Source organism: Pelomonas sp. Root405, assembly GCF_001425165.1.
GTDB lineage: Bacteria > Pseudomonadota > Gammaproteobacteria > Burkholderiales > Burkholderiaceae_C > Pelomonas.
Map to the genome: position 1 here is coordinate 139,322 of NZ_LMDU01000015.1, position 18,565 is coordinate 157,886.

General features: G+C 68.9%; 17 protein-coding genes and 1 tRNA gene. 10 read left to right on the forward strand and 8 right to left on the reverse strand.

All coding sequences use genetic code 11. The annotated features are described in order from the left end of the window. Positions 1-5 precede the first annotated feature (5 nt). The gene (locus ASC81_RS22225; RefSeq protein WP_156392354.1) at positions 6-1,208 is read left to right on the forward strand and encodes an acetyl-CoA C-acetyltransferase; all 1,203 of its coding nucleotides are present in this window, start codon (positions 6-8) and stop codon (positions 1,206-1,208) included. A gap of 6 nt (positions 1,209-1,214) precedes the next feature. Here ASC81_RS22225 and ASC81_RS22230 read toward each other — a convergent pair whose 3' ends face one another. Beyond that, positions 1,215-1,409 carry a hypothetical protein gene (locus ASC81_RS22230; RefSeq protein WP_056272250.1) on the reverse strand — a complete coding sequence of 65 codons (195 nt, stop codon included), beginning with the start codon at positions 1,407-1,409 and terminating at the stop codon, positions 1,215-1,217. 89 nt (positions 1,410-1,498) lie between these two features. Continuing rightward, positions 1,499-2,680 carry a YbfB/YjiJ family MFS transporter gene (locus ASC81_RS22235; RefSeq protein WP_200946960.1) on the reverse strand — a complete coding sequence of 394 codons (1,182 nt, stop codon included), beginning with the start codon at positions 2,678-2,680 and terminating at the stop codon, positions 1,499-1,501. 174 nt (positions 2,681-2,854) lie between these two features. Between ASC81_RS22235 and ASC81_RS22240 the strand changes: the two genes are divergently transcribed. Then, positions 2,855-3,676, forward strand: a complete 822-nt coding sequence (locus tag ASC81_RS22240) for a zinc-dependent peptidase (protein WP_056272533.1) — start codon at positions 2,855-2,857, stop codon at positions 3,674-3,676. Positions 3,677-3,679: 3 nt separating this feature from the next. On the opposite strand, the gene ASC81_RS22245 is transcribed toward ASC81_RS22240, so the two are convergent. From ASC81_RS22245 to ASC81_RS22255, 3 genes are all read right to left on the reverse strand, one after another. Further along, complete coding sequence (locus ASC81_RS22245; RefSeq protein WP_082536729.1) at positions 3,680-4,234, reverse strand: protein phosphatase CheZ; 555 nt, start codon at positions 4,232-4,234, stop codon at positions 3,680-3,682. 124 nt (positions 4,235-4,358) lie between these two features. Continuing rightward, positions 4,359-5,168 (reverse strand): DUF2520 domain-containing protein, encoded by an 810-nt coding sequence (locus tag ASC81_RS22250; RefSeq protein WP_056272256.1) that lies wholly within the window; start codon positions 5,166-5,168, stop codon positions 4,359-4,361. Between the two features lie 34 nt (positions 5,169-5,202). Then, entirely contained in the window at positions 5,203-5,985 is a 783-nt protein-coding gene (locus tag ASC81_RS22255; RefSeq protein ID WP_056272259.1) for a class I SAM-dependent methyltransferase, read from the reverse strand. Between the two features lie 224 nt (positions 5,986-6,209). On the opposite strand from ASC81_RS22255, the gene ASC81_RS22260 reads away from it, so the two are divergent. Beyond that, positions 6,210-7,262 carry an alpha/beta hydrolase gene (locus ASC81_RS22260; RefSeq protein WP_056272262.1) on the forward strand — a complete coding sequence of 351 codons (1,053 nt, stop codon included), beginning with the start codon at positions 6,210-6,212 and terminating at the stop codon, positions 7,260-7,262. A gap of 17 nt (positions 7,263-7,279) precedes the next feature. Here ASC81_RS22260 and ASC81_RS22265 read toward each other — a convergent pair whose 3' ends face one another. Next, positions 7,280-9,172, reverse strand: coding sequence for an AAA family ATPase (locus ASC81_RS22265; RefSeq protein ID WP_056272265.1), 1,893 nt, complete (start codon positions 9,170-9,172; stop codon positions 7,280-7,282). 329 nt (positions 9,173-9,501) lie between these two features. On the opposite strand from ASC81_RS22265, the gene ASC81_RS22270 reads away from it, so the two are divergent. Further along, complete coding sequence (locus ASC81_RS22270; RefSeq protein WP_162253771.1) at positions 9,502-10,170, forward strand: glycosyltransferase; 669 nt, start codon at positions 9,502-9,504, stop codon at positions 10,168-10,170. Between the two features lie 138 nt (positions 10,171-10,308). On the opposite strand, the gene ASC81_RS22275 is transcribed toward ASC81_RS22270, so the two are convergent. Next, a tRNA-Ile gene (locus tag ASC81_RS22275) sits at positions 10,309-10,385 on the reverse strand. Positions 10,386-10,420: 35 nt separating this feature from the next. Further along, complete coding sequence (gene hrcA / locus ASC81_RS22280) at positions 10,421-11,428, reverse strand: heat-inducible transcriptional repressor HrcA (protein WP_056272270.1); 1,008 nt, start codon at positions 11,426-11,428, stop codon at positions 10,421-10,423. Between the two features lie 68 nt (positions 11,429-11,496). On the opposite strand from hrcA, the gene ASC81_RS22285 reads away from it, so the two are divergent. The 6 genes from ASC81_RS22285 to ASC81_RS22310 all read left to right on the forward strand — a co-directional run bounded on the left by ASC81_RS22285 (position 11,497) and on the right by ASC81_RS22310 (position 18,535). Then, on the forward strand, positions 11,497-12,363 hold the full coding sequence (locus ASC81_RS22285; protein WP_056272273.1) for an NAD kinase: 867 nt from the start codon (positions 11,497-11,499) through the stop codon (positions 12,361-12,363). Between the two features lie 237 nt (positions 12,364-12,600). Beyond that, a complete protein-coding gene (gene recN, locus ASC81_RS22290) occupies positions 12,601-14,301 on the forward strand; it encodes a DNA repair protein RecN (RefSeq protein ID WP_056272276.1) in 1,701 nt (566 codons plus the stop codon). Next, positions 14,298-15,212 (forward strand): RNase adapter RapZ, encoded by a 915-nt coding sequence (gene rapZ, locus ASC81_RS22295; protein WP_056272278.1) that lies wholly within the window; start codon positions 14,298-14,300, stop codon positions 15,210-15,212. The genes recN and rapZ overlap by 4 nt, the downstream gene beginning before the upstream one ends. A 61-nt stretch (positions 15,213-15,273) precedes the next feature. Further along, complete coding sequence (locus tag ASC81_RS22300) at positions 15,274-15,666, forward strand: BlaI/MecI/CopY family transcriptional regulator (RefSeq protein ID WP_056272281.1); 393 nt, start codon at positions 15,274-15,276, stop codon at positions 15,664-15,666. After that, entirely contained in the window at positions 15,663-17,396 is a 1,734-nt protein-coding gene (locus ASC81_RS27980; protein ID WP_082536731.1) for a M56 family metallopeptidase, read from the forward strand. The genes ASC81_RS22300 and ASC81_RS27980 overlap by 4 nt, the downstream gene beginning before the upstream one ends. Continuing rightward, positions 17,393-18,535, forward strand: coding sequence for an FAD-dependent oxidoreductase (locus ASC81_RS22310; protein ID WP_056272284.1), 1,143 nt, complete (start codon positions 17,393-17,395; stop codon positions 18,533-18,535). Before ASC81_RS27980 ends, ASC81_RS22310 begins: the two co-directional genes overlap by 4 nt. The last annotated feature ends 30 nt before the right edge of the window (positions 18,536-18,565 follow it).

Consider the following 18,565-nt stretch of genomic DNA (forward strand, 5'->3'; position numbering starts at 1 on the left):
TGACGATGTTCGACGCCTACCTGTACGACCATTGCCGCACGCCCCGTGGCAAGGGCAAGGCCGAGGGCTCGCTGCACGCGGCCACACCGATCTGGCTGGTGCGCACGTTGCTGCAGGCGCTGCGCGAACGCACACGGCTGGACACCGCCCTGGTCGACGATGTGGTGCTGGGCTGCGTGACGCCGATTGGCGAGCAGGGCGGCGACATCGCCCGCACCGCCGTGCTAGACGCCGGCTGGGCCGAGACGGTCGCCGGTGTTACCCAATCGCGCTTCTGCGCCTCGGGGCTGGAAAGCGTCAACCTCGCCGCAGCCAAGGTGGCGAGCGGCTTCGAGCGCCTTGTCGTGGCCGGCGGCGTGGAGAGCATGAGCCGCGTGCCCATGGGCAGCGACGGCGGCGCATGGCTGCTCGACGAGCGTGTCGTGAACGCCATCGGCTTCGTACCCCAGGGCATCAGCGCCGACCTGATCGCGACGCTTGAAGGTTTCACGCGAGAAGAGCTCGACGCCTATGCGGCCCGCTCCCATCAGCGCGCCGCAGCGGCTCGCGCAGCCGGCCATTTCAAGCGCGCCCTGGTGCCGGTGCATGACGAAGCGGGTGCGTTGCTGCTGGCCGAGGACGAGACCATCCGCCCGCAGACCACGGCCGAGACGCTGGCCGCGCTGAACCCGAGCTTCGTCAAGCTGGGCGCCAAGTTCGACGCGCTGGCGCTGCGCAAGTACGCGCAGGCAGCGGCCATCGAGCACCGTCACCATGCCGGCAATTCATCGGGCATCGTCGACGGGGCAGCGCTGGTGCTGATCGGTTCCAGGGCCGGTGGCGACGCGGCCGGGCTCAAGCCCCGGGCCCGCATCCGCGCCGCGGCCGTGACCGGCAGCGAGCCCACCATCATGCTGACCGGCACGACGCCGGCCTGCCAGAAGGCGCTGCGCCAGGCCGGCATGCAGACCGCGGACATCGACCTGTGGGAGATCAACGAAGCCTTCGCCGCGGTGCCGATGAAAACGGCGCGCGACCTTGGGCTGGAGATGGACCGCGTCAACGTCAACGGCGGCGCCATCGCGCTTGGCCACCCGCTGGGCGCCACCGGCGCGATGCTGCTGGGCACGCTGCTCGACGAACTGGAGCGCCGCGACCTTCAGACCGGCGCCGTGACGCTTTGCGTCGGCGGTGGCATGGGCATCGCCACCATCATCGAGCGGGTCTGACGCCGCTCAGCGGCGCGGGCCAGGATCCCCGTAGACGCGGCCGCCGCGTTGGTAGTGGCCGCCTTGACCTTCGTAGTACCCATCGCTTTGATAGTGATGGCCGTGGCCGCGGTGGCCACCGTGGCGGTGCGGCACGATGATGCAGCCCGACAGCAGGGCCGCGGAAGAGATCAGCGTGATGGCCAGGGCCAGTCGTTTCATGATGGGTCCACTCCAGGCCGCACAAGCGCGGCCGCCCCCCACTAACAGTCCGACGCACGGCACGGATGACGGGCTCACACAGAGTTACTTCATGGCGGACTGTGTCTGGAGCGCGGCTCAGACTCGCGCAGCACGGCGTACAAGCAGGCCATGCCCAGCGCCATCACGCCGGCCGTCAGCCACAGCGCGGCGTCGAAGCTGCCGCTGGCCTCGACCATGCGGCCGGTCAACGCCGGCGCACTGATCTGGGCGACGCCATAGCTCAGCGTCAGCCGCGCCATCGCCTTGCCCGGGTTGGCGGGTGAGCGCCGGCCCACGAGGGCCAGCGTCAGGCTGACGATGCCGATGAAGGTGGCGCCGTAGAGCAACGCGCCCGCCAGCGCCGCAGTCAGGCCATCGGCCAGCACCGGCAGCAACACGCCAACGATCTGCACGCCGAAGGCGATCAGCAGCGCGCCGACATCGCCGCAGCGCCGCGCGATGCGGTCCCACACGAACACGGCGGGCGTGGCCGCCAAGCCGACGAGCAGCCACGCCCAGGGACCCTGGCCGGCCAGCAGCGGCTGCTTCTCGACGATGGCGACGGTGAAGGTCGCGTTGATGACAAAACCCCAGCCGGCGCAGAAGTAGGCTGCGACCATCAGCGCCATCCAGCGCGCGCTGGGCGCCTCGGCCGACGCCGACCTGGCGGCCGGCGGCGGCACCGGCGGGCGCCAGGCCCAGGCCGGGATCAGGAAAGCCAACCCCAACAGCGCGAAGCCCTGCCATTGATCGGCCCAGCCGAGCCCCAGACCCGTCATTCCCATGGCGCCCAGCGCCGAGACGACGATGCCCAGCCCCAGGCCGATGAAGTAGATGCCCAGCTCCGGCCGCCGCCCCGAGCGAATCAGCCAGCCCTGCACCAGCCCCGAGCCCAGCAGCATGCCGGCCGCGCCGCACAGGCCGCCGACATAACGCGACAGTGCCCACACACCGAGGGACGCACTCCAGCCCATCAGCGCCGTGACGGCCAAGGCCAGCGGCAGGCCCCAGCTGTAGAGCCGCTGGCGCCAGGTCGGGCTCTCGATCCAGGCCGCCAGCAGCGCGCCGCTCATGTAGCCGGCGTAGTTGATGGACGCGAGCAGACCGCCCTCGGCCAGGCCCAGGCCAGCCTGGGCGTGCATCTGCGGCAGCAGCGGCGTGTAGGCGAAACGCGCCAGGCCGATGGTCAGCACGAGCGCACAAATGCCACCCAACAAGACCTGCCAAGCACGCAGCGGGGCCTGGGTCACGGGCGGCGCGGGCTCAAGGACCAGCGTCGAGAGACATTCGCGAGACTGGGCGGCATGGCGACTCCGGGCGTTGAACGCGAGCCATGTTATGTCGGCCCGATCCTCTCCCCGCGGTCGGGTGGGTTGGGTTTTTGCGGGGCTTGCAAAGCGTGCCGCCGGGCCCAGTTGCCGCTCATGGCGCTCTTCATCTGCTTCTGTCTCGTCCTGCTGGCCGCCGCCGGTATCGCGCTGTGGCCGCTGTGGGTGAGGCGCAGCCGCGAGCGCATCGCCAACCGCCCGTTCCCGCCGGCCTGGCGCCGCCTGCTGCGCCGCCATGTGCCGCTGGTGTCACGCTTGCCGGCGCGCCAGCAGCTCAAGCTCAAGGGGCTGATGCAGGTGTTCCTGGCCGAAAAACCCATCCTCGGCTGCGGCGGCCTGCGGGTGACGGACGAGATGCGCGTGACCATCGCGGCGCTCGCCTGCCTGCCGGTGCTGGGCATGGCGCGCGGCATCTACCCCGAACTGCGCCAGGTGCTGGTCTACCCGGGTGCCTTTGTGGTGGACCGGCCGGTGACGGAGTCCGGCGGCGTGCTGTCGGACCAGCGCCGCGTGCTGGCCGGCGAGAGCTGGAGCCAGGGCCAGGTCTTGCTGGCCTGGGATGAAGTCAAGCGCGGCGCTGCCACGCCGGGCGACGGCCACAACGTCGTCATCCATGAGTTCGCCCATCAGCTGGACCAGGCCGGCGGCCCCGCCAATGGCGCACCCGCGCTGCCGACGGCCGAGGCCTACCGGCGCTGGTCAACCGTGATGCAGAACGAGTTCGATGCGCTGCGCTGGCGGCTGGCGCGTGGCGAGCCGGGCCTGATCGACGCCTACGGCGCCACCGACCCGGCGGAGTTCTTCGCTGTCATCAGCGAGCTGTTCTTCGAGCGCCCCATCGAGCTGGCCGCCGGCCACCCGGCGCTGTACTCGGAGCTGAGCGGCTACTACCGACTGGACCCGGCGAGCTGGACTTGAAAGTCAGAAGCCGAGGCTGGCCAGCAGGTCATCCACATCGTCCTGCTTGAAGGCCTTGTCGGGCGTCTGCACGCCGCCCAGAACCTCTGGCTTGGCGGAGGCCACGGACGCCGGCAAGGATTGGACGAGCTCCCTGAGCGGCGGCTCGGCGCGCTCCAGCATCTTGCTGACCTTGTTGATGACCTGGCCGGAGAGATCCTGGAAGTCCTGCGACATCATGATCTCGCTGTGCAGCGACTTCTCTCGTGCCGCGAAGCTGGCGGCATCGGATGCATAGGCCGCGCACAGCTTCATCAGCGCACGTGCACGATCGGGGCTGATGTTGCTGGACAGCGCCAGGCGGTTGAGCGCGTCGGACAGCTCGCGGCCCTTCTTGCGCACGGCCTCCGCATCGCCCTGTGCGGCCTCGACCAGGTTGAGCACCTTGGTCGCGGCCTGCTCCGTCATGCTGCGCACATAGGCCAGGCGCTCGCGCGCATCGGGCAGTTCCTCGACGACGTCGTGCAGGACCTGGACGGCATCGGCCTGGATCACCGCGTGGATGGACGCGTCGGACATGAAGACTCCCTGGGCTGCGCCCGGCACAGCGACGGGACTGGGCCAGTTTAGGAGCGCACCCCGCAGGGCGAGGCGCCGCAGCGCCAGCCGAACGCGCCCTTTGTCACGCAGGCTGCAAACGTCTTCATGGCATCGCCAACAAGGCCCGCAAGGCCGTGATCTGGGCGGCGTCGAGGCGGCCGGCGCTGTCCGCCAACGCAAGCTGGCGACGGCCCAGCGCCAGCAGCAGATCGTCGGCCAGCCCGGCAGCCGCCAGAGCCCCGAGATGGCGTGTCACCACGCCGGTGTCGCCCCGGGCGATGGGCCCCGAGACCGCGCCGGGCAGACCGCGAGCCAGCGCCGTGTCAAGCGCACCGCGTGTCAACGGCGCCATGGCCGGCAGGGCGTCGCCGCGCGCCAGTCCAGCTGAAGCCCACAGCACCTCGGCCTCGGCCAGTACGGCCAGCACGCCGCTGGCAGCGAGGTTGGCAGCCGCGTGATACGCAGCCCGCGCCTGGGCGGTCATCGGCGACGGCAGCGCCAGCGGCACCAGGCCGAGCGCAAGAGCCAACGCCCGCAGCGCCGCATGGTGGCCGGCGCCGGCCTCGATGCCGACATGCACGCCGGCCAGGCCGGCGTCCCCAGCCAGCAGCTTGAGCGGATGAAAGCCCGCAGCGGCGAGCGCCGGGGCCAGTGCAGACAGCGGCGTCGCGCCACTGCAGTGCAGGGCGAGTTGGCCGTCCCGCCAGGGCAAGGCCGCGGCGGTCGCGGCGATCTGGTCGTCGGGGACCGTCAGCCAGACCCAATCCGACTGCTGCGCCGCCTCCGCCTGCGTCAACTCGCCCGCGCCAGGGGAGCGACGCCCAACGACAACCACCTCGCCCGCCTGCCGCAGCGCCGGGACCAGCGCCCCGGCAAGGCGCCCCAGGCCGATGACGGCGTGCCGCCGGGTCAATCCGACCCCTGACGCGGCATGGCCGTTCGGTCCATCAAGGCTTCACGAATTTCAGCGTCATGCGATCGCTCTCGCCAATCGCCTGGTACTTGGCGCGGTCCTTGTCCTTCAGGGCGAGCGTCGGCGGCAGCGTCCAGACGCCTTGCGGGTGGTCGGCCGTGTCCTTGGGATTCGCATTGACCTCACTCTTGCCGGCCAGCTTGAAACCGGCGGCCTCGGCGAACTTGATGACGACGGCTTCCTGCACATAGCCGCTGGCAGCCTTGGGGTCCTGGGTTTGCGACGCCGGCAGGCGGTGCTCCTCGACGCCGAGGACGCCGCCTGGTTTCAGCGCCTTGAAGGCGGCGTTGAAGACGGCCTGAGTCTTCTCGGGGCCCTGGCTCATCCAGTTGTGCACGTTGCGAAAGGTCAGCACCGCGTCGGCCGTGCCGGGCGGCGCGATGTCGAGCAAACCCTTGTTGGAATCGAAGACGCTCAGCTTGACCTTGCTGTAGACGCTCATCGAGTCCATCTTGGCCTTGAAGCGGCCGCCCTCGCCCGCAGCCGCATAGAGCTGGCCGGCTTCACGCAGATAAGGGGCCAGGATCTCTGTGTACCACCCGCCACCCGGCGAGAGCTCGACGACGGTATCGGTCGGCTTGATGCCGAAGAAGCTCAGCGTCTCGTAGGGGTGACGGTGCGCGTCGCGGGCAACATTGCCCACCGTGCGATGGTCGGCCGCAACGGCGGCCTTGAGCGGGTCGGCGGCCTGCGCCTGGGAACCGACGGCGGTGAACAGGGCGGCGGTAGCGAGCGCGGCGATCTGCCAGGTCTTCATGGGTCTAGTCTCCGTTGGGGGAAGCCCAGTATCCGGCGTCGCGCGCCGCCCTGACAAAGGTCAGCGCGAATGGCCCAGCGCAGCGGTCGGCTCCGCTGCGCCACGGCAGGGCGCCTTGCGCCTTCGACGCCCGGCTCGTGAAGAGCCGCCCATCGTCAAGGCTGGGGATGGCGGCAGGGCGTCGCTGCCGAACACTCCGGCATTGAATTGACAGTGGAACCGCCATGCTCATCTTTACCAATCGCAAGATCGCCGGAACCGGCAGCAGCGCGACCTTCGCCAAGGGCTTCGCGCCCGGCAAGACCGATCTCAACTTTGCCAATGCGAAGGCCGCAACCAACGGCGCCTGGAGCCTGAAGGACCTTACCAACGGCGCCGACGACGCGGCCATCGTCGCGGCCCTGTCCAAGCTCTTCAGCGGTGGTCGACCGGTGCTGCTCTACCTTCATGGCAACAACAACACGCCGGAAGCCTGCTTCGAGCGCTGCGCCGTGTTGGACAAGCTTTACAAGGTGGAGGTGATCGGCTTCTCCTGGCCGTCCGAAGGCTATCTGTCCGATGGCTCTGAACTGCCGGGCGCCAAGAACGACGAGCCAGGCAACGAGGACGAGTTGGACCAGGTTAAGCCGTCCAATCGCACCGATGGCCCTATCGTCAAGAAGGCCAGGCGCTACCGACAGGCCAAGAACAATGCGCAGGACTCGGTCGATGCGCTGGCGCGATTCCTTCGCCTCGTAAGCGTCGCCAGGCTTCAGGCCAATGCGCAGCCCTACAGCGTGGCTGCGCACAGTCTGGGCGGGCATTTCCTGCAGTACACGCTGGACATTGAGGCAGCGCGTGAAGCGCTCGGCGCCGCGTTCAACATCGCGCTGGTGGCGCCCTGCGTGCGCGCCTCAGGCCACAAGGACTGGGTTGAGAAGCTGAGGCCGAAGGGCAAGGTCTTCGTCACCTACAACGACGCTGACTCGGTGCTCTTCGGCGCCTATGTCGTGGACGGCAATCAGGTCAAGCTGGGTGCGGATCCGGGCTCGGAGCGGGTTCAGAACAATGTCGTGCGCTACGTGTGCTTCAGCAACTCGCCCGTCGGCGTTGGCGGCCACGGCTATTTCGTCTACAGCAAGCTGCTGGGCAAGACCAAGCGGTTCTTCATGCGCGTGTTCAGCTCGCAGGCCGATCTGGACACCGGCGAGCATCCGTCGCAGGTCTATGCGCTGGGCTGCGACGCCGACGGCGTGACCTGCTATGTCGGCGCCCCCAAGGAGCCCGATGGCGGCTGACCCTGCGCGCGTGCGCCTCAGGCGGCTTCGCCTGACAGCACGCGCTTGAGCGGCGCGCCGCTGACGGTCTCCTGGCCGAGCAGCAGGTCGGTCAGCGTGTTCAAGCGGTCGCGCTTGTCTTCCAGCACGCGGCGGCACTCGGCCTGCGCGCTTTCCAGCAGATGCCGAGCTTCGTCGAGCAGCGACTTCTGCACATCGGGGCCGATCAGCTCGCGCGGCACGCCGGCCATGCTGAGCAGGCCAAACGTCTTGCCGAACCCCATCGAGCCGACCATGGACGTGGCCAGCTCGGAGGCCCGCTTGAGGTCGTCGGCGGCGCCGGAGGAGGCATTGCCGAAGGCGATCAGCTCGGCCTCGCGGCCGGCCAGCATCATGGCCAGGCGGGAAAGCAGCTCGCGCTCGCCGTAGAGCGGCTCTTCGTTGTTGCGCGCGATATAGGTCACCCCCAGCGCGGGGCCCCGCGGCTCGATGCTGACGCGTTCGACGCTGCCGGCCTCCAGCACATGGGCCACCAGCGCATGGCCGGACTCGTGGAAGGCGATGCGGCGCAGCGTCTCGGGCGTGATGAGGGACTTGGTGTTGGATACCTCGCCGCCGAGTTGGTGGGTTTCCAGCGACTGGTAGACACGCTCCTGGCTGACTTCGCTTTCACCCGCCTCCGCCGCGTAGGCGGCGGCGCGGTTGACAACGTTGGCGACATCGGCTGGCGACATGCCTACCGAAGTCCGCGCGATGGACGCAAGGTCGATGCCGGCAGCGGCCTTGACCTTGCCGAGGTAAAGCTCAAACAGCTGCTGACGCTCAGGCGCGTTGGGCAGCGAGGTGCGCACGATGAGGTCGAAGCGGCCGGGGCGGCGCATGGCCTCATCGATGTTGTCGACGTGGTTGGTGGCGCCGATGACGACGACGTTGTCCAGCGACGAGAAGCCGTCCATTTCCACCAGCAGGCGGTTGATGATGCGGTTCTGTTCCTGCTCGCCGCCACCGCCGCCACCGGCTTCCTTTCCGCTGCTGCGCTTGCCGATGCCGTCGATCTCGTCGATGAAGATGATGCAGGGGCCCGCCTCGCGAGCTTTCTTGAACAGCTCCTTGACCTTGTTGATGCCGGCGCCGAAGAACATCGAGCTGAAATAGGAGCCGTCCACGCAGATGAAGCTGGCACCGCATTCGCCGGCCAGCGCCTTGGCCAGCAGCGTCTTGCCGGTGCCCGGCGGGCCGTCGAGCAGCACGCCGCGCGGCGCCTGCGCACCGACGGCGGCGTACTGCCTGGGGTCCTTCATGAAGGCGGCCACGCGCTTGAGCGCCTTCTTGGCCTCGTCGGCGCCGATGACGTCGTCGAAGCGGATCTTCGGCTTGTCGGCCAGGCGGGTGCGCTGGCCCAGCGAGCCGCGCAGGTGGAAATAGGCGAGCACACCGCCCAGCAGCAGCAGGGTGAGCAGCGGCGCGAGCACGCCCATCGTCTTGTCCACGGCCTGACTGATGCGCTGCCCGGCGGTGCGGGCATCGACGTCGATGTGGGTCAAGGCAAAGCCTTGCGCCACGCTCAGCTCGCCCAGGCGCGAGCCGATCTCGTTCTTGCAGCCGACGCCGCAGTCGATCAGCCGCGTGCTGAACCGGCGCCCGGCGCGGTCGCTGTAGAGCACCAGCGGGCCGTCGACGCCCACGGCCGCGACCTCCTTGGCCTGGACGGCACGCTCGAATTCCGAGGCCTCGCGCGGCTGCGCCAGCCACTGCTCCGGCGCACGCTCGAAGGCCAGTGCCGTGGCGTTCTTGCGGGCCTGCGTCTCCTGAGCGGTGCGCTCGTGCAGCGTAGACACGCCGTAGACCGCCAACAGCGCCCCAACGGCGACGGCGGCAATGATGAGTTTCTGGCGGAGCCCGGGGGTGGGCGTCTTGCTGGCGCTGTCCATGCTTTCAGTGGTTCCGGAGATGCGGGAGGACCGGGGCAGGTGGGCCGTGACAACTGCACAGGCCGCCTGGTCGGGCCCTGGCGCGGGCTCGAACGCAGCAAGACTAGCGCGCCTCGGCAGCATCGGCGCGTGCGTTATCGAGGCTCGGCGGCATGGCGCGGTAACAAGCCGCGACACCGGCCGCAACCGCGAAAAAATGCCGCGACTGCTAACGCGCCGGGCCGGCGGAAGCGATCAGCGCCGGCCGGCGACTGTCTCAGCTCAAAGCTGTCAAGGCATCGCTAGACTACGCCGCCTGGTCAAGGACAACTGGCTCACCGGAACGCATGATGGACTTGATTTGTGCAACGCGCCTGAACTCCCACGACTTCTGGACACGCTCGGCACTAGGGCTGTCCCTGCAGCGCATATCGCATGAGCGCCGACTCAGACCACGCATCGCCTTTGAGAACCGTCGGAGCTTGCCGGCGGTCTACAACGAGAACATCGACGCCGCCGACGCCTCGCCGCAGCTGGTATTCATCCACGACGACGTTTGGTTGGACGACCACTTCTTTTTCGAACATGTGTCGGCTGCCGTGAACGCGGTCGACATCATCGGCGTCGCGGGCAACCGCCGCCGCGTGCCGGGACAGCCTTCATGGGCCTTCACGAAGCCGCGCGAATGGGATGCCGCCGAGCACCTCAGCGGCACGGTCGGCCATGGGCAGCAGGCCTTTGGCAAGATCTCGCACTTCGGGTCGGCGCCCGCCAGTTGCGAGCTGCTGGACGGCGTGCTGCTCGCCACCCGGCGCGATCTGCTCAGGGAGCGACAGGTTCGTTTTGACGAGCGATTCGACTTCCACTTCTACGACATGGACTTTTGCCGGAGTGCTCGTCAGGCGGGGCTGTGGCTGGCTACCTGGCCGATCGCCATCACCCATCAAAGCAGCGGCAACGCGGCCGGCGCCGCGTGGCAAGGCAACTACGAGAAGTACCTTGCCAAGTGGGGCGAATAAGCGGGGACATCGCTCAGCCCTGTGCCTGAATCACCGCGACCGCTGCGTCTCGGTCGGTGCAACGCATGACCATGCCGGTACGGATTACCTATGAAAGAGCTTGCCTGCCCAAGCAGGCAACAGCGATCACAGAGTGGGTGGTAGGCCGTGTTGGACTTGAACCAACGACCAAAGGATTATGAGTCCTCTGCTCTGACCAACTGAGCTAACGGCCCCCGGGGAGGAGCCGCGGATTCTAGTCAGCGTTGGCTCAACGCTGACTGAGCGCCTGGCCCACCATCCGCGACGTGATGTCGACGATCTGGATCATGCGGTCGTAGGCCATGCGCGTGGGGCCGATGACGCCCAGCGTGCCGACGACCTGGCCGTCGACCTCGTAGGGCGCCGACACGATGGACAGCTCTTCATACGGCACGACCTGGCTTTCGCCGCCGATGTAGATGCGCACACCCTCCGCCCGGCTGGAGGTGTCGAGCAGTCGCATCAGCTGCGTCTTCTGCTCGAAGAGGTCGAACAGGCGGCGCAGGCTGCCCATGTCGTGGCTGAAGTCCTGCACGGTCAGCAGGTTGCGCTCTCCGGAGACGACGACTTGTTCGTCCTGCTGCGTCATGGCTTCGGTGCCTACCCGCACGGCCGCGCTCATCAGGCCGGCGATCTCGCCGCGCAGTGCGTCGACCTCGTGGCGCAGGCGTTCACGCACGCCCTCCAGCGTCAGGCCCGCATAGCCCGCGTTGAGGCGGTTGCTGGCCTCGGCCAGTTCCCCTTGGCTGAGATCCTGCGCGGTGAAGATGACGCGGTTCTGCACATCGCCGTCGGGCGACACGAGGATGACGAGCACGCGGCGCTCGCCCAGGCGCAGGAACTCGATGTGGTGGAAGACGCTGGGCTTCTTGGGCGCCGTGACGACGCCGACAAAGCTCGACAGGTTGGACAGCATCTGCGCCGCGCTGGCGATGACGCGCTGGGGCTGGTCGGGCTGCAGCTGAGCCGTCTCGACGCCGATGAGGCCGGGCTGCGCCGTCAGCATGGTGTCGACGAAAAGGCGGTAGCCGCGCGCCGTCGGGATGCGGCCGGCGCTGGTGTGGGGGCTGGCGATGAGGCCGAGGTCTTCCAGGTCGGCCATCACGTTGCGGATGGTCGCGGGGCTCAGTTCCAGGCCCGAAGCCTTGGACAGCGTGCGCGAGCCGACCGGCTGCCCGTCCGCGATATAGCGTTCGACCAAGGTTTTCAGCAGGGATTTGGAGCGCTCGTCGAGCATGCCCGCATTCTATGGACTGACCCTTTCCTGCGTGGAGAGGCGATACCCCTGTGGTGTAATTTGCCGCTATGGCCGAGCGCTTCAGACATGTCGCCATCGTGGGCAAGCATCAGGCGCCAGGCATAGGTCCGGTGCTGGAAGAGATTGCCCAATTTTTGTGCAGCCACGGCCTCGACGTTTCGCTGGAAGCGGACACCGCGCTCAACACCGGGCTGGCCGGCTACGACGCGCTTTCCAACGATGAGCTGGGCCGGCAATGCGACCTGGCGGTCGTCATCGGCGGCGACGGCACCATGCTTGGCTTTGCGCGCGACATGGCGCGCCACGGCATCCCGCTGGTGGGCATCAACCAAGGCCGGCTGGGTTTCATCACCGACATTCCCATCGAGCGCTGGCGCGAGTCGCTGGCGCCGGTGCTGGCGGGCGACTACGAGGTCGAGCCGCGAGCGATGCTGGAAGGTGCGGTCTGGCGGGACGGCGAGTCGATCTTCTCCGGCCTAGCGCTCAATGACGTGGTGGTCAGCCGGGGCGGCACGTCGGGCATGGTGGAACTGAAGATCGAGGTCGGCGAGCAATTCGTCGCCAACATGCGGGCGGACGGTCTCATCGTGGCCTCGCCCACGGGTTCGACGGCCTATGCGCTGTCGGCCGGGGGGCCCATCCTGCACCCCAGCATCGCCGGCTGGCTGATGGTGCCGATTGCGCCCCACACGCTGTCCAACCGGCCCATCGTGCTGCCCGACCTCGGCGAGGTGCGCATGGAAATCGTCGCCGGGCGCGATGCCTCGGTGAACTTCGACATGCAAAGCCTCGCCAGCCTGCTGCACGGCGACACCATCACCGTGCGGCGCAGCCAGCACCAGGTGCGTTTCCTGCACCCCAAGGGCTGGAGCTATTACGCGACCCTGCGTCGCAAATTGCGTTGGTATGTCTAGGCCCAGACCCGGCAGTTGACCGCTTGCCACGCTCCCGAGTCCCGATGCATCAACACCATAACCTTTGGATGACGCTCACCACTTCGGTGAACAACGCTGCGCGCCCGTTGGTCTGGCGCTTCGGGCCGCTGGCTGCGTTGCTCCTCCTCGTGGGCACGAGCCCACTTCGTCGTCGCGCCTTGCCAACGTCCCGCCTCGCCAGCCCCTCGGGCGCGCTCAACTACCGGATCTAGGCCCATGCTGCGCCACCTGAGCCTGAAGGATTTCGTCATCGTCCCGACGCTGGAGCTCGACTTCGAGCCCGGCTTTGCCGTGCTGACCGGCGAGACCGGCGCGGGCAAGTCCATCCTCATCGACGCCCTGCAGCTGGCCTTGGGCGGCCGCGGCGACGCGGGCGTCGTGCGCGAGGGCGCGGCGAAGGCCGAGATCACGGCCGAGTTCGACACGCCGCCGCACCTGCGCGCTTGGCTGGACGAAGCGGGCTTCGATGCGGACGAGGCGCTGCTGCTGCGACGCGTCATCGACGCCGGCGGCAAGAGCCGCGCCTGGATCAACGGCGGCGCCGCCACGCTGACCCAGCTGCGCGAACTGGCCGACCACCTGCTCGACATCCACGGCCAGCACGCCTGGCAAGGCCTGACCCGCCCGGCCGCGGTGCGCGAGCTGTTCGACGGCTTTGCTGGTCTGGACACCGCGCCGCTGGCCCGCGCTCACGCCGCTTGGAAGCAGGCAGCAGAGGCGCTGCAGAAGGCCCAGGGCCAGCAGGCCGACGCGCTGCGCGAACGCGAGCGCCTGGCCTGGCAGATTGGCGAGCTCGACGGCCTGGCGCCGGCCGAGGGCGAGTGGGAAGAGCTGAACGCCGAGCATGGGCGGCTGGCGCACGGCCAGTCTTTGATCGACGCCGCCAAATCAGCGCTGGACGCGCTGGACGAGGCCGAGCCCAGCGCTCAGTCCCTCGCTGGCGGCGCGCTGGATCAGCTCGAACGCGTGCTGGACCACGACGCCCGCCTGCTGCCGGCCGTGCAAGCGCTGCGCGACGTGCAGGCCCAGTTGCAGGATGCCAGCCACACCCTGTCGGCCTATCTGCACAAGGCCGATCTCGACCCGGCGCGGCTGGACGAGTTGGACGAGCGCGTGTCCGCCTGGATGACGCTGGCGCGCCGCTACCGCCGCCAGCCGCAGGAGCTGCCAGCACTGTTGGCGCAATGGCGGGGCGACCTGGCCGCACTCGACGCGGCCAGTGACCCCGCCCAGCTCGAAGCTGCGCTCGAAGCCGCGCGCAAGGCCTTCGACATCGAAGCGCAGGCCGCCAGCCGCGCCCGCAAAAAGGCCGCACCGCAGCTCGCATCGGCCGTGACGGCGGCGATGCAGCAGCTCGGCATGGCCGGCGGCCAATTCGATATCGCACTGAACCCGACCGACGGCCCCCAAAGCTTCGGCATCGAATCGGCCGAATTCCTCGTCGCCGGCCATGCTGGCAGCACACCGCGGCCATTGGCCAAGGTGGCATCGGGCGGCGAGCTGTCGCGCATTGCGCTGGCCATCGCCGTGACAGCCAGCCAGGCCGCCAACGACCACGCGCCCGGCACGCTGATCTTTGACGAGATCGATGTCGGCATCGGGGGCGCCGTTGCCGAAACCGTCGGCCGATTGATGAAGCAGCTCGGCCATTCGGCGGGCGGGGAGCGCCAGGTGCTGGCGGTCACCCACCTGCCCCAGGTGGCCGCCTGCGCTGACCGTCATCTCGTCGTCGCCAAGGCCATGCAGGATGGCGCCACGACCAGCCGTGTCACGCCGGTGGCCGGCGAGGCCCGCGTTGCCGAGATTGCCCGCATGCTGGGCGGCGAGCGCCTGTCGTCGACCAGCCTGGCGCATGCGCAGGAAATGCTGGACGCCTCCACCGCTGCATCCACCCGGCCGCGCAAGGCCAGATCATGAACCTGGACACCGATCTTCAAGGCGACGTGGTGCTGCTAACCGGCATGTCCGGCGGCGGCAAGTCGGTGGCCATGCATGCGCTGGAGGACGCTGGCTACTTCTGCGTCGACAACTTGCCGGCCGAGCTGCTGATGGACTTCCTGAAGCTTGAGCAGCAGCGCGGCGAGCGGCGCGTGGCCATCGCGGTGGACGTGCGCTCGGCCAGCTCCCTGCCGCTGCTGCTGCCGCTGCTCAAGCAGCTGCGTGCCCAGGGTGTGGCGGTGCGCTCGGTCTTCCTGGACGCGAGCAACGACGCGCTGATGCGGCGCTTCTCCGAGACGCGCCGCCCGCATCCGCTGCGCGAGGGCCGCGACACCGGCTTCGGTGCGCTGGACGGCAGCAGCGACGACAGCCACCGGCCGCTGCTGGACGCCATCAAGCTGGAGCGCGAACTGCTCGGCGGCCTCAAGGCCGAATCCACCGTCATCGACACCAGCCAGCTGCGCCCGGCCCAGCTGCGTGTCTGGCTGGCTGACCTGGTCGGCCCTAACGCTGGCACCAAGCTGACGCTGGTCTTCGAGAGCTTTGCCTTCAAGCATGGCGTGCCCAGCGACGCGGACTTCGTTTTCGACGTGCGCGTGCTGCCCAACCCCTACTACGACCGCGAGCTGCGGCCGCTCACCGGCCGCGATGCGCCAGTGGCCGCCTACCTCGCGGCGCAGCCCGAAGTCGGTCTGATGATGGGCCAAATCGCGGGCTTCCTGTCGCGCTGGCTGCCCAACTTCGCGGCCGACCAGCGCAGCTATCTCACCGTCGCCATCGGTTGCACCGGTGGCCAGCACCGCTCGGTCTACCTCGTCGAGATGCTGGCGCGCCAGTTCAGCCACCACGGACACGTGCTCAAGCGCCACCGCGAACTCGACGCGCGCTAACCCCTAGAAGTTCAGAATATTTGTTCTAGACATCTAGTTCTAGAACGATTATTCTGGCTTCATGCCTTCAAAGTCTTCCCCACCCGTGCGGCCCACGACGGCCGAACTGGACCTCCTGCAGGTGCTGTGGCGCCTCGGCCCCGCTGATGCCAAGACAGTTCATGAAGCCCTGCTGCCGGACCGCCCGGACGCCACCTACGCCACCGTGCTGCGCCAGCTGCAGGTCATGCACGGCAAGGGCCTGCTGAATCGCGACGAGAGCCAGCGCCCGCAGCGCTATGCCGCCTTGCATGCCCAGGACAAGCTGCAGCAGTCACTCGTCAAGGACTTCATCGCCAAGGCCTTTGCCGGTTCGGGCAAGGCGCTCGTGCTGGCGGCGTTGAAGAGCCATGTCAGCGCCAAGGAGCGCGCTGAGATTCGCCAGCTGCTTACCAAGAACGGAGACGGCGAATGAGCCTCGATATCGCGATGAACGCCTGGGGCTCGGCGCTGTTGAACTTCATCTGGCAAGGCGCCGTGGTCGGCGGCGTCGCCGCGCTGATGATGGGCTTGATGCGCGGCGCATCGGCGCGCTGGCGCTATGCCGTCTGCGCCGCCAGCCTTGGGCTTTGCCTGGGCCTGCCGCTGGCCGAGTGCCTGGACCTCGCGCCGGCCGATGCCGAGTTCATCGGGCAGTTGCCCGAGCTGGCCGAGCAGATGCCGGCCCTGGTGACGGCATGGGCGCTCGGCGTCGCACTGATGTTCGGGCGCCTGGCGCTGGGACTGGCCTGGGTGGGACGCGCGCGGCGGCGCAGCATGCCGGCGCCGGCCGAATGGCAGGCCAGGCTCGACAACCTCGCGCGCCGGCTGGGCATGCGCCGCGCCGTCAGCCTGCGCCTGTTGCCCGAGCTGGCCGGGCCAGTTGCGCTAGGCATGCTCAAACCCTGCGTGCTGCTGCCGGCCGCGTTGCTCAGCCGCCTGCCGGTCGACCTGCTTGAAGCGCTGCTGGCCCACGAGCTGGCCCATGTGCGCCGCTGGGACTACCTGGCCAACTTGCTGCAGAGCGCGGTCGAGGCCCTGCTCTTCTTCCACCCCGTCGTGTGGTGGTTGTCGGCGCGCATGCGCGCCGAGCGCGAGCTGGTGGCCGACGAGATCTCGGCCCAGCTGCTGGGCCAGCGCGATGGCGGGCGCCGGCTCGCACGGGCGTTGCATGCGCTGTCCGAACTGCAGGAATCCAGCCCGCCGCCCGCGGTCGCACTGGCAGCCCGCGGTGGCGACCTGCTGGCGCGCATCGAGCGGCTGCTTGCACCGCGCCCGCAGGCCACCGGCTGGAAGCTGGCGCTGCCGGCATTGCTGATCGCAGCCACCAGCTTTGTCGTGCAGGCCAAAGGCAAGGACGAACCCGAGCCGCCGGCCCGCGCCGTGCCCGCCGCGGCGGCCAAGGCAGCGCCACCCGTCCAGCAACTGCGCCTGCCCGTCAACGCCAAGCATGTCGTCGTCGTGGACGATGCGACCGGCAAGGTGCTGATGTCGCGCGACGCCGATGTCATCGTGCCCATCGCCTCGCTGACCAAACTGCTCACGGCCATGGTCGTCATCGACGCCAAGCTGGACCCCAACGAGAAGCTGCGCATCACCAGCGACGACGTCGACACGCTCAAGCACAGCCGCTCCAAGGTGCGGGTGGGTACGCAGATGTCGCGCCAGGCGGCGCTGGAGATGACGCTGATGGAGTCGGAGAACCGCGCCGCTGCGGCGCTGGCGCGCACCTTCCCGGGCGGCGAGGCCGGCTTCGTGAAGGCAGTCAATGCCAAGGTACGCCAGCTAGGCCTGAGCCGCACCTCTATCGCCGAGGCGACCGGCTTGTCGCCCGACAACACCTCCACCGCCAGCGAGATGGCCGCCATCACCGCCGCGGCAGCGCGCTACCGCGAGATCGTGCGCATCACCAGCGTCAAGAAGGCCAGCGTGCCGGTGAACGGCCGGCCGCGCGAGATCCGCAACACCAACCGGCTGGTCGGCGCCAAGGGCTGGAACATCCGCGTCTCCAAGACCGGCTACACCGAGGAAGCCGGCCGCTGCCTGGCGATGCGCATGATGAACGGCAAGCGCCCGATCACCGTCGTGCTGCTGGACGCCGACGGCTCGGCGAACCGGCTGCGCGACGCCGCACTCATCCGCAAATCCCTCGCGCGACAGCCATGAAGCCCGCCGGATTGCAGCGACGCCATCTGCTCGCGGCGGGCAGCGCCACGCTCGCCCTGCCCGCCCAGGCGCTGGATTTCGCCGCGCCGCGCGCGCCGGCGGCGATGCGCGCCAGCATTGACCGCATCGTCGACATCACAGTCGGCATCCGCCCCTTCCGCGCCCAAGGCCCGCGCATCGAGGCCGAGCGGCGCTTCGGCAAGACCCTCGTCCACCATTACGGCCATGGCGGCAGCGGCTGGTCGCTGTGCTGGGGTTCTGCGCAGCGGGCACTGGCGCTGGTCCAGGTCGCCGGCCTGCGCCCGGGCGCGCGCATCGCCGTCGTTGGCTGCGGCGCCATCGGGCTGACGACGGCGCGCACGGCCCAGCAGGCGGGCTACAAGGTGCGCCTCTACGCCAAGGACAGGCCACCGCGCGTGCACTCGTCGGCGGCGACAGGGCTGTGGACACCGGACTCGCGCATCGTCACGAGCGAGCATGCCAGCGAGGCCTGGACCGCCGGCTGGGAGGCGATGGCGCGCGCATCGTTCAAAGTGCATCAAAGCTATCTTGGCCTGCCCTCGGGTCCGGTGGAATGGCACGACGGCTTCGTCGTCGCCGATGAGGATTTCGACCAGCCGATCGCAGGTCACGTCGGCGAGCCCGACTACCCGGACCTGCACCCTCGCGTTGCCGACCTGCGCCCGCGCGGCAAGGCGCTGGCGGCGGGCGAGCATCCCTTCCGCCTGGCCCATGTGCGCCGCTTCACGCAGCTCGTCTTCAACATCCCGGCCTATCAGCGCCTGCTGCTGGACGACTTTGCCCGCGACGGCGGCGAGTTGGTTCAGCGCGAATTCCGCCAGCTGCGCGACCTGGGCACCCTGCCCGAGCGCCTCGTCGTCAATTGCACGGGCGACGGCGCGCGCATGCTGCTGGGCGATACCAGCCTGACGCCGGTGCGCGGCCAGACGGCACGGCTCATTCCGCAGCCGGAGGTGGACTACGCACTGATCTACCGCGGCCGCAACGTCGTCGCCCTGCCGCGCCGCGACGGTCTGCTCATTGCTGCCATGGGCGAGCACGACTTCGGCAGCGACGACCTGCGGCCCGACCGGGCGCATTCAGAGGACGCCGTGCGGCGCCTCGCGGCGCTGTTCTAGGGCCCTGTCAACACTACGGCAACGGGTCGC

Bases quoted from the DNA above. Each gene is read 5' to 3' on its own strand.
- ASC81_RS27980 (WP_082536731.1), top strand. From the start codon at position 15,663: ATGAGCCTCGATATCGCGATGAACGCCTGGGGCTCGGCGCTGTTGAAC.
- ASC81_RS22240 (WP_056272533.1), top strand. From the start codon at position 2,855: ATGGCGCTCTTCATCTGCTTCTGTCTCGTCCTGCTGGCCGCCGCCGGT.
- recN (WP_056272276.1), top strand. From the start codon at position 12,601: ATGCTGCGCCACCTGAGCCTGAAGGATTTCGTCATCGTCCCGACGCTG.
- ASC81_RS22310 (WP_056272284.1), top strand. From the start codon at position 17,393: ATGAAGCCCGCCGGATTGCAGCGACGCCATCTGCTCGCGGCGGGCAGC.
- ASC81_RS22230 (WP_056272250.1), bottom strand. From the start codon at position 1,409: ATGAAACGACTGGCCCTGGCCATCACGCTGATCTCTTCCGCGGCCCTG.
- ASC81_RS22225 (WP_156392354.1), top strand. From the start codon at position 6: ATGTTCGACGCCTACCTGTACGACCATTGCCGCACGCCCCGTGGCAAG.
- ASC81_RS22270 (WP_162253771.1), top strand. From the start codon at position 9,502: ATGGACTTGATTTGTGCAACGCGCCTGAACTCCCACGACTTCTGGACA.
- ASC81_RS22300 (WP_056272281.1), top strand. From the start codon at position 15,274: ATGCCTTCAAAGTCTTCCCCACCCGTGCGGCCCACGACGGCCGAACTG.
- ASC81_RS22245 (WP_082536729.1), bottom strand. From the start codon at position 4,234: ATGTCCGACGCGTCCATCCACGCGGTGATCCAGGCCGATGCCGTCCAG.
- ASC81_RS22285 (WP_056272273.1), top strand. From the start codon at position 11,497: ATGGCCGAGCGCTTCAGACATGTCGCCATCGTGGGCAAGCATCAGGCG.
- ASC81_RS22255 (WP_056272259.1), bottom strand. From the start codon at position 5,985: ATGAAGACCTGGCAGATCGCCGCGCTCGCTACCGCCGCCCTGTTCACC.
- ASC81_RS22260 (WP_056272262.1), top strand. From the start codon at position 6,210: ATGCTCATCTTTACCAATCGCAAGATCGCCGGAACCGGCAGCAGCGCG.
- rapZ (WP_056272278.1), top strand. From the start codon at position 14,298: ATGAACCTGGACACCGATCTTCAAGGCGACGTGGTGCTGCTAACCGGC.
- hrcA (WP_056272270.1), bottom strand. From the start codon at position 11,428: ATGCTCGACGAGCGCTCCAAATCCCTGCTGAAAACCTTGGTCGAACGC.
- ASC81_RS22265 (WP_056272265.1), bottom strand. From the start codon at position 9,172: ATGGACAGCGCCAGCAAGACGCCCACCCCCGGGCTCCGCCAGAAACTC.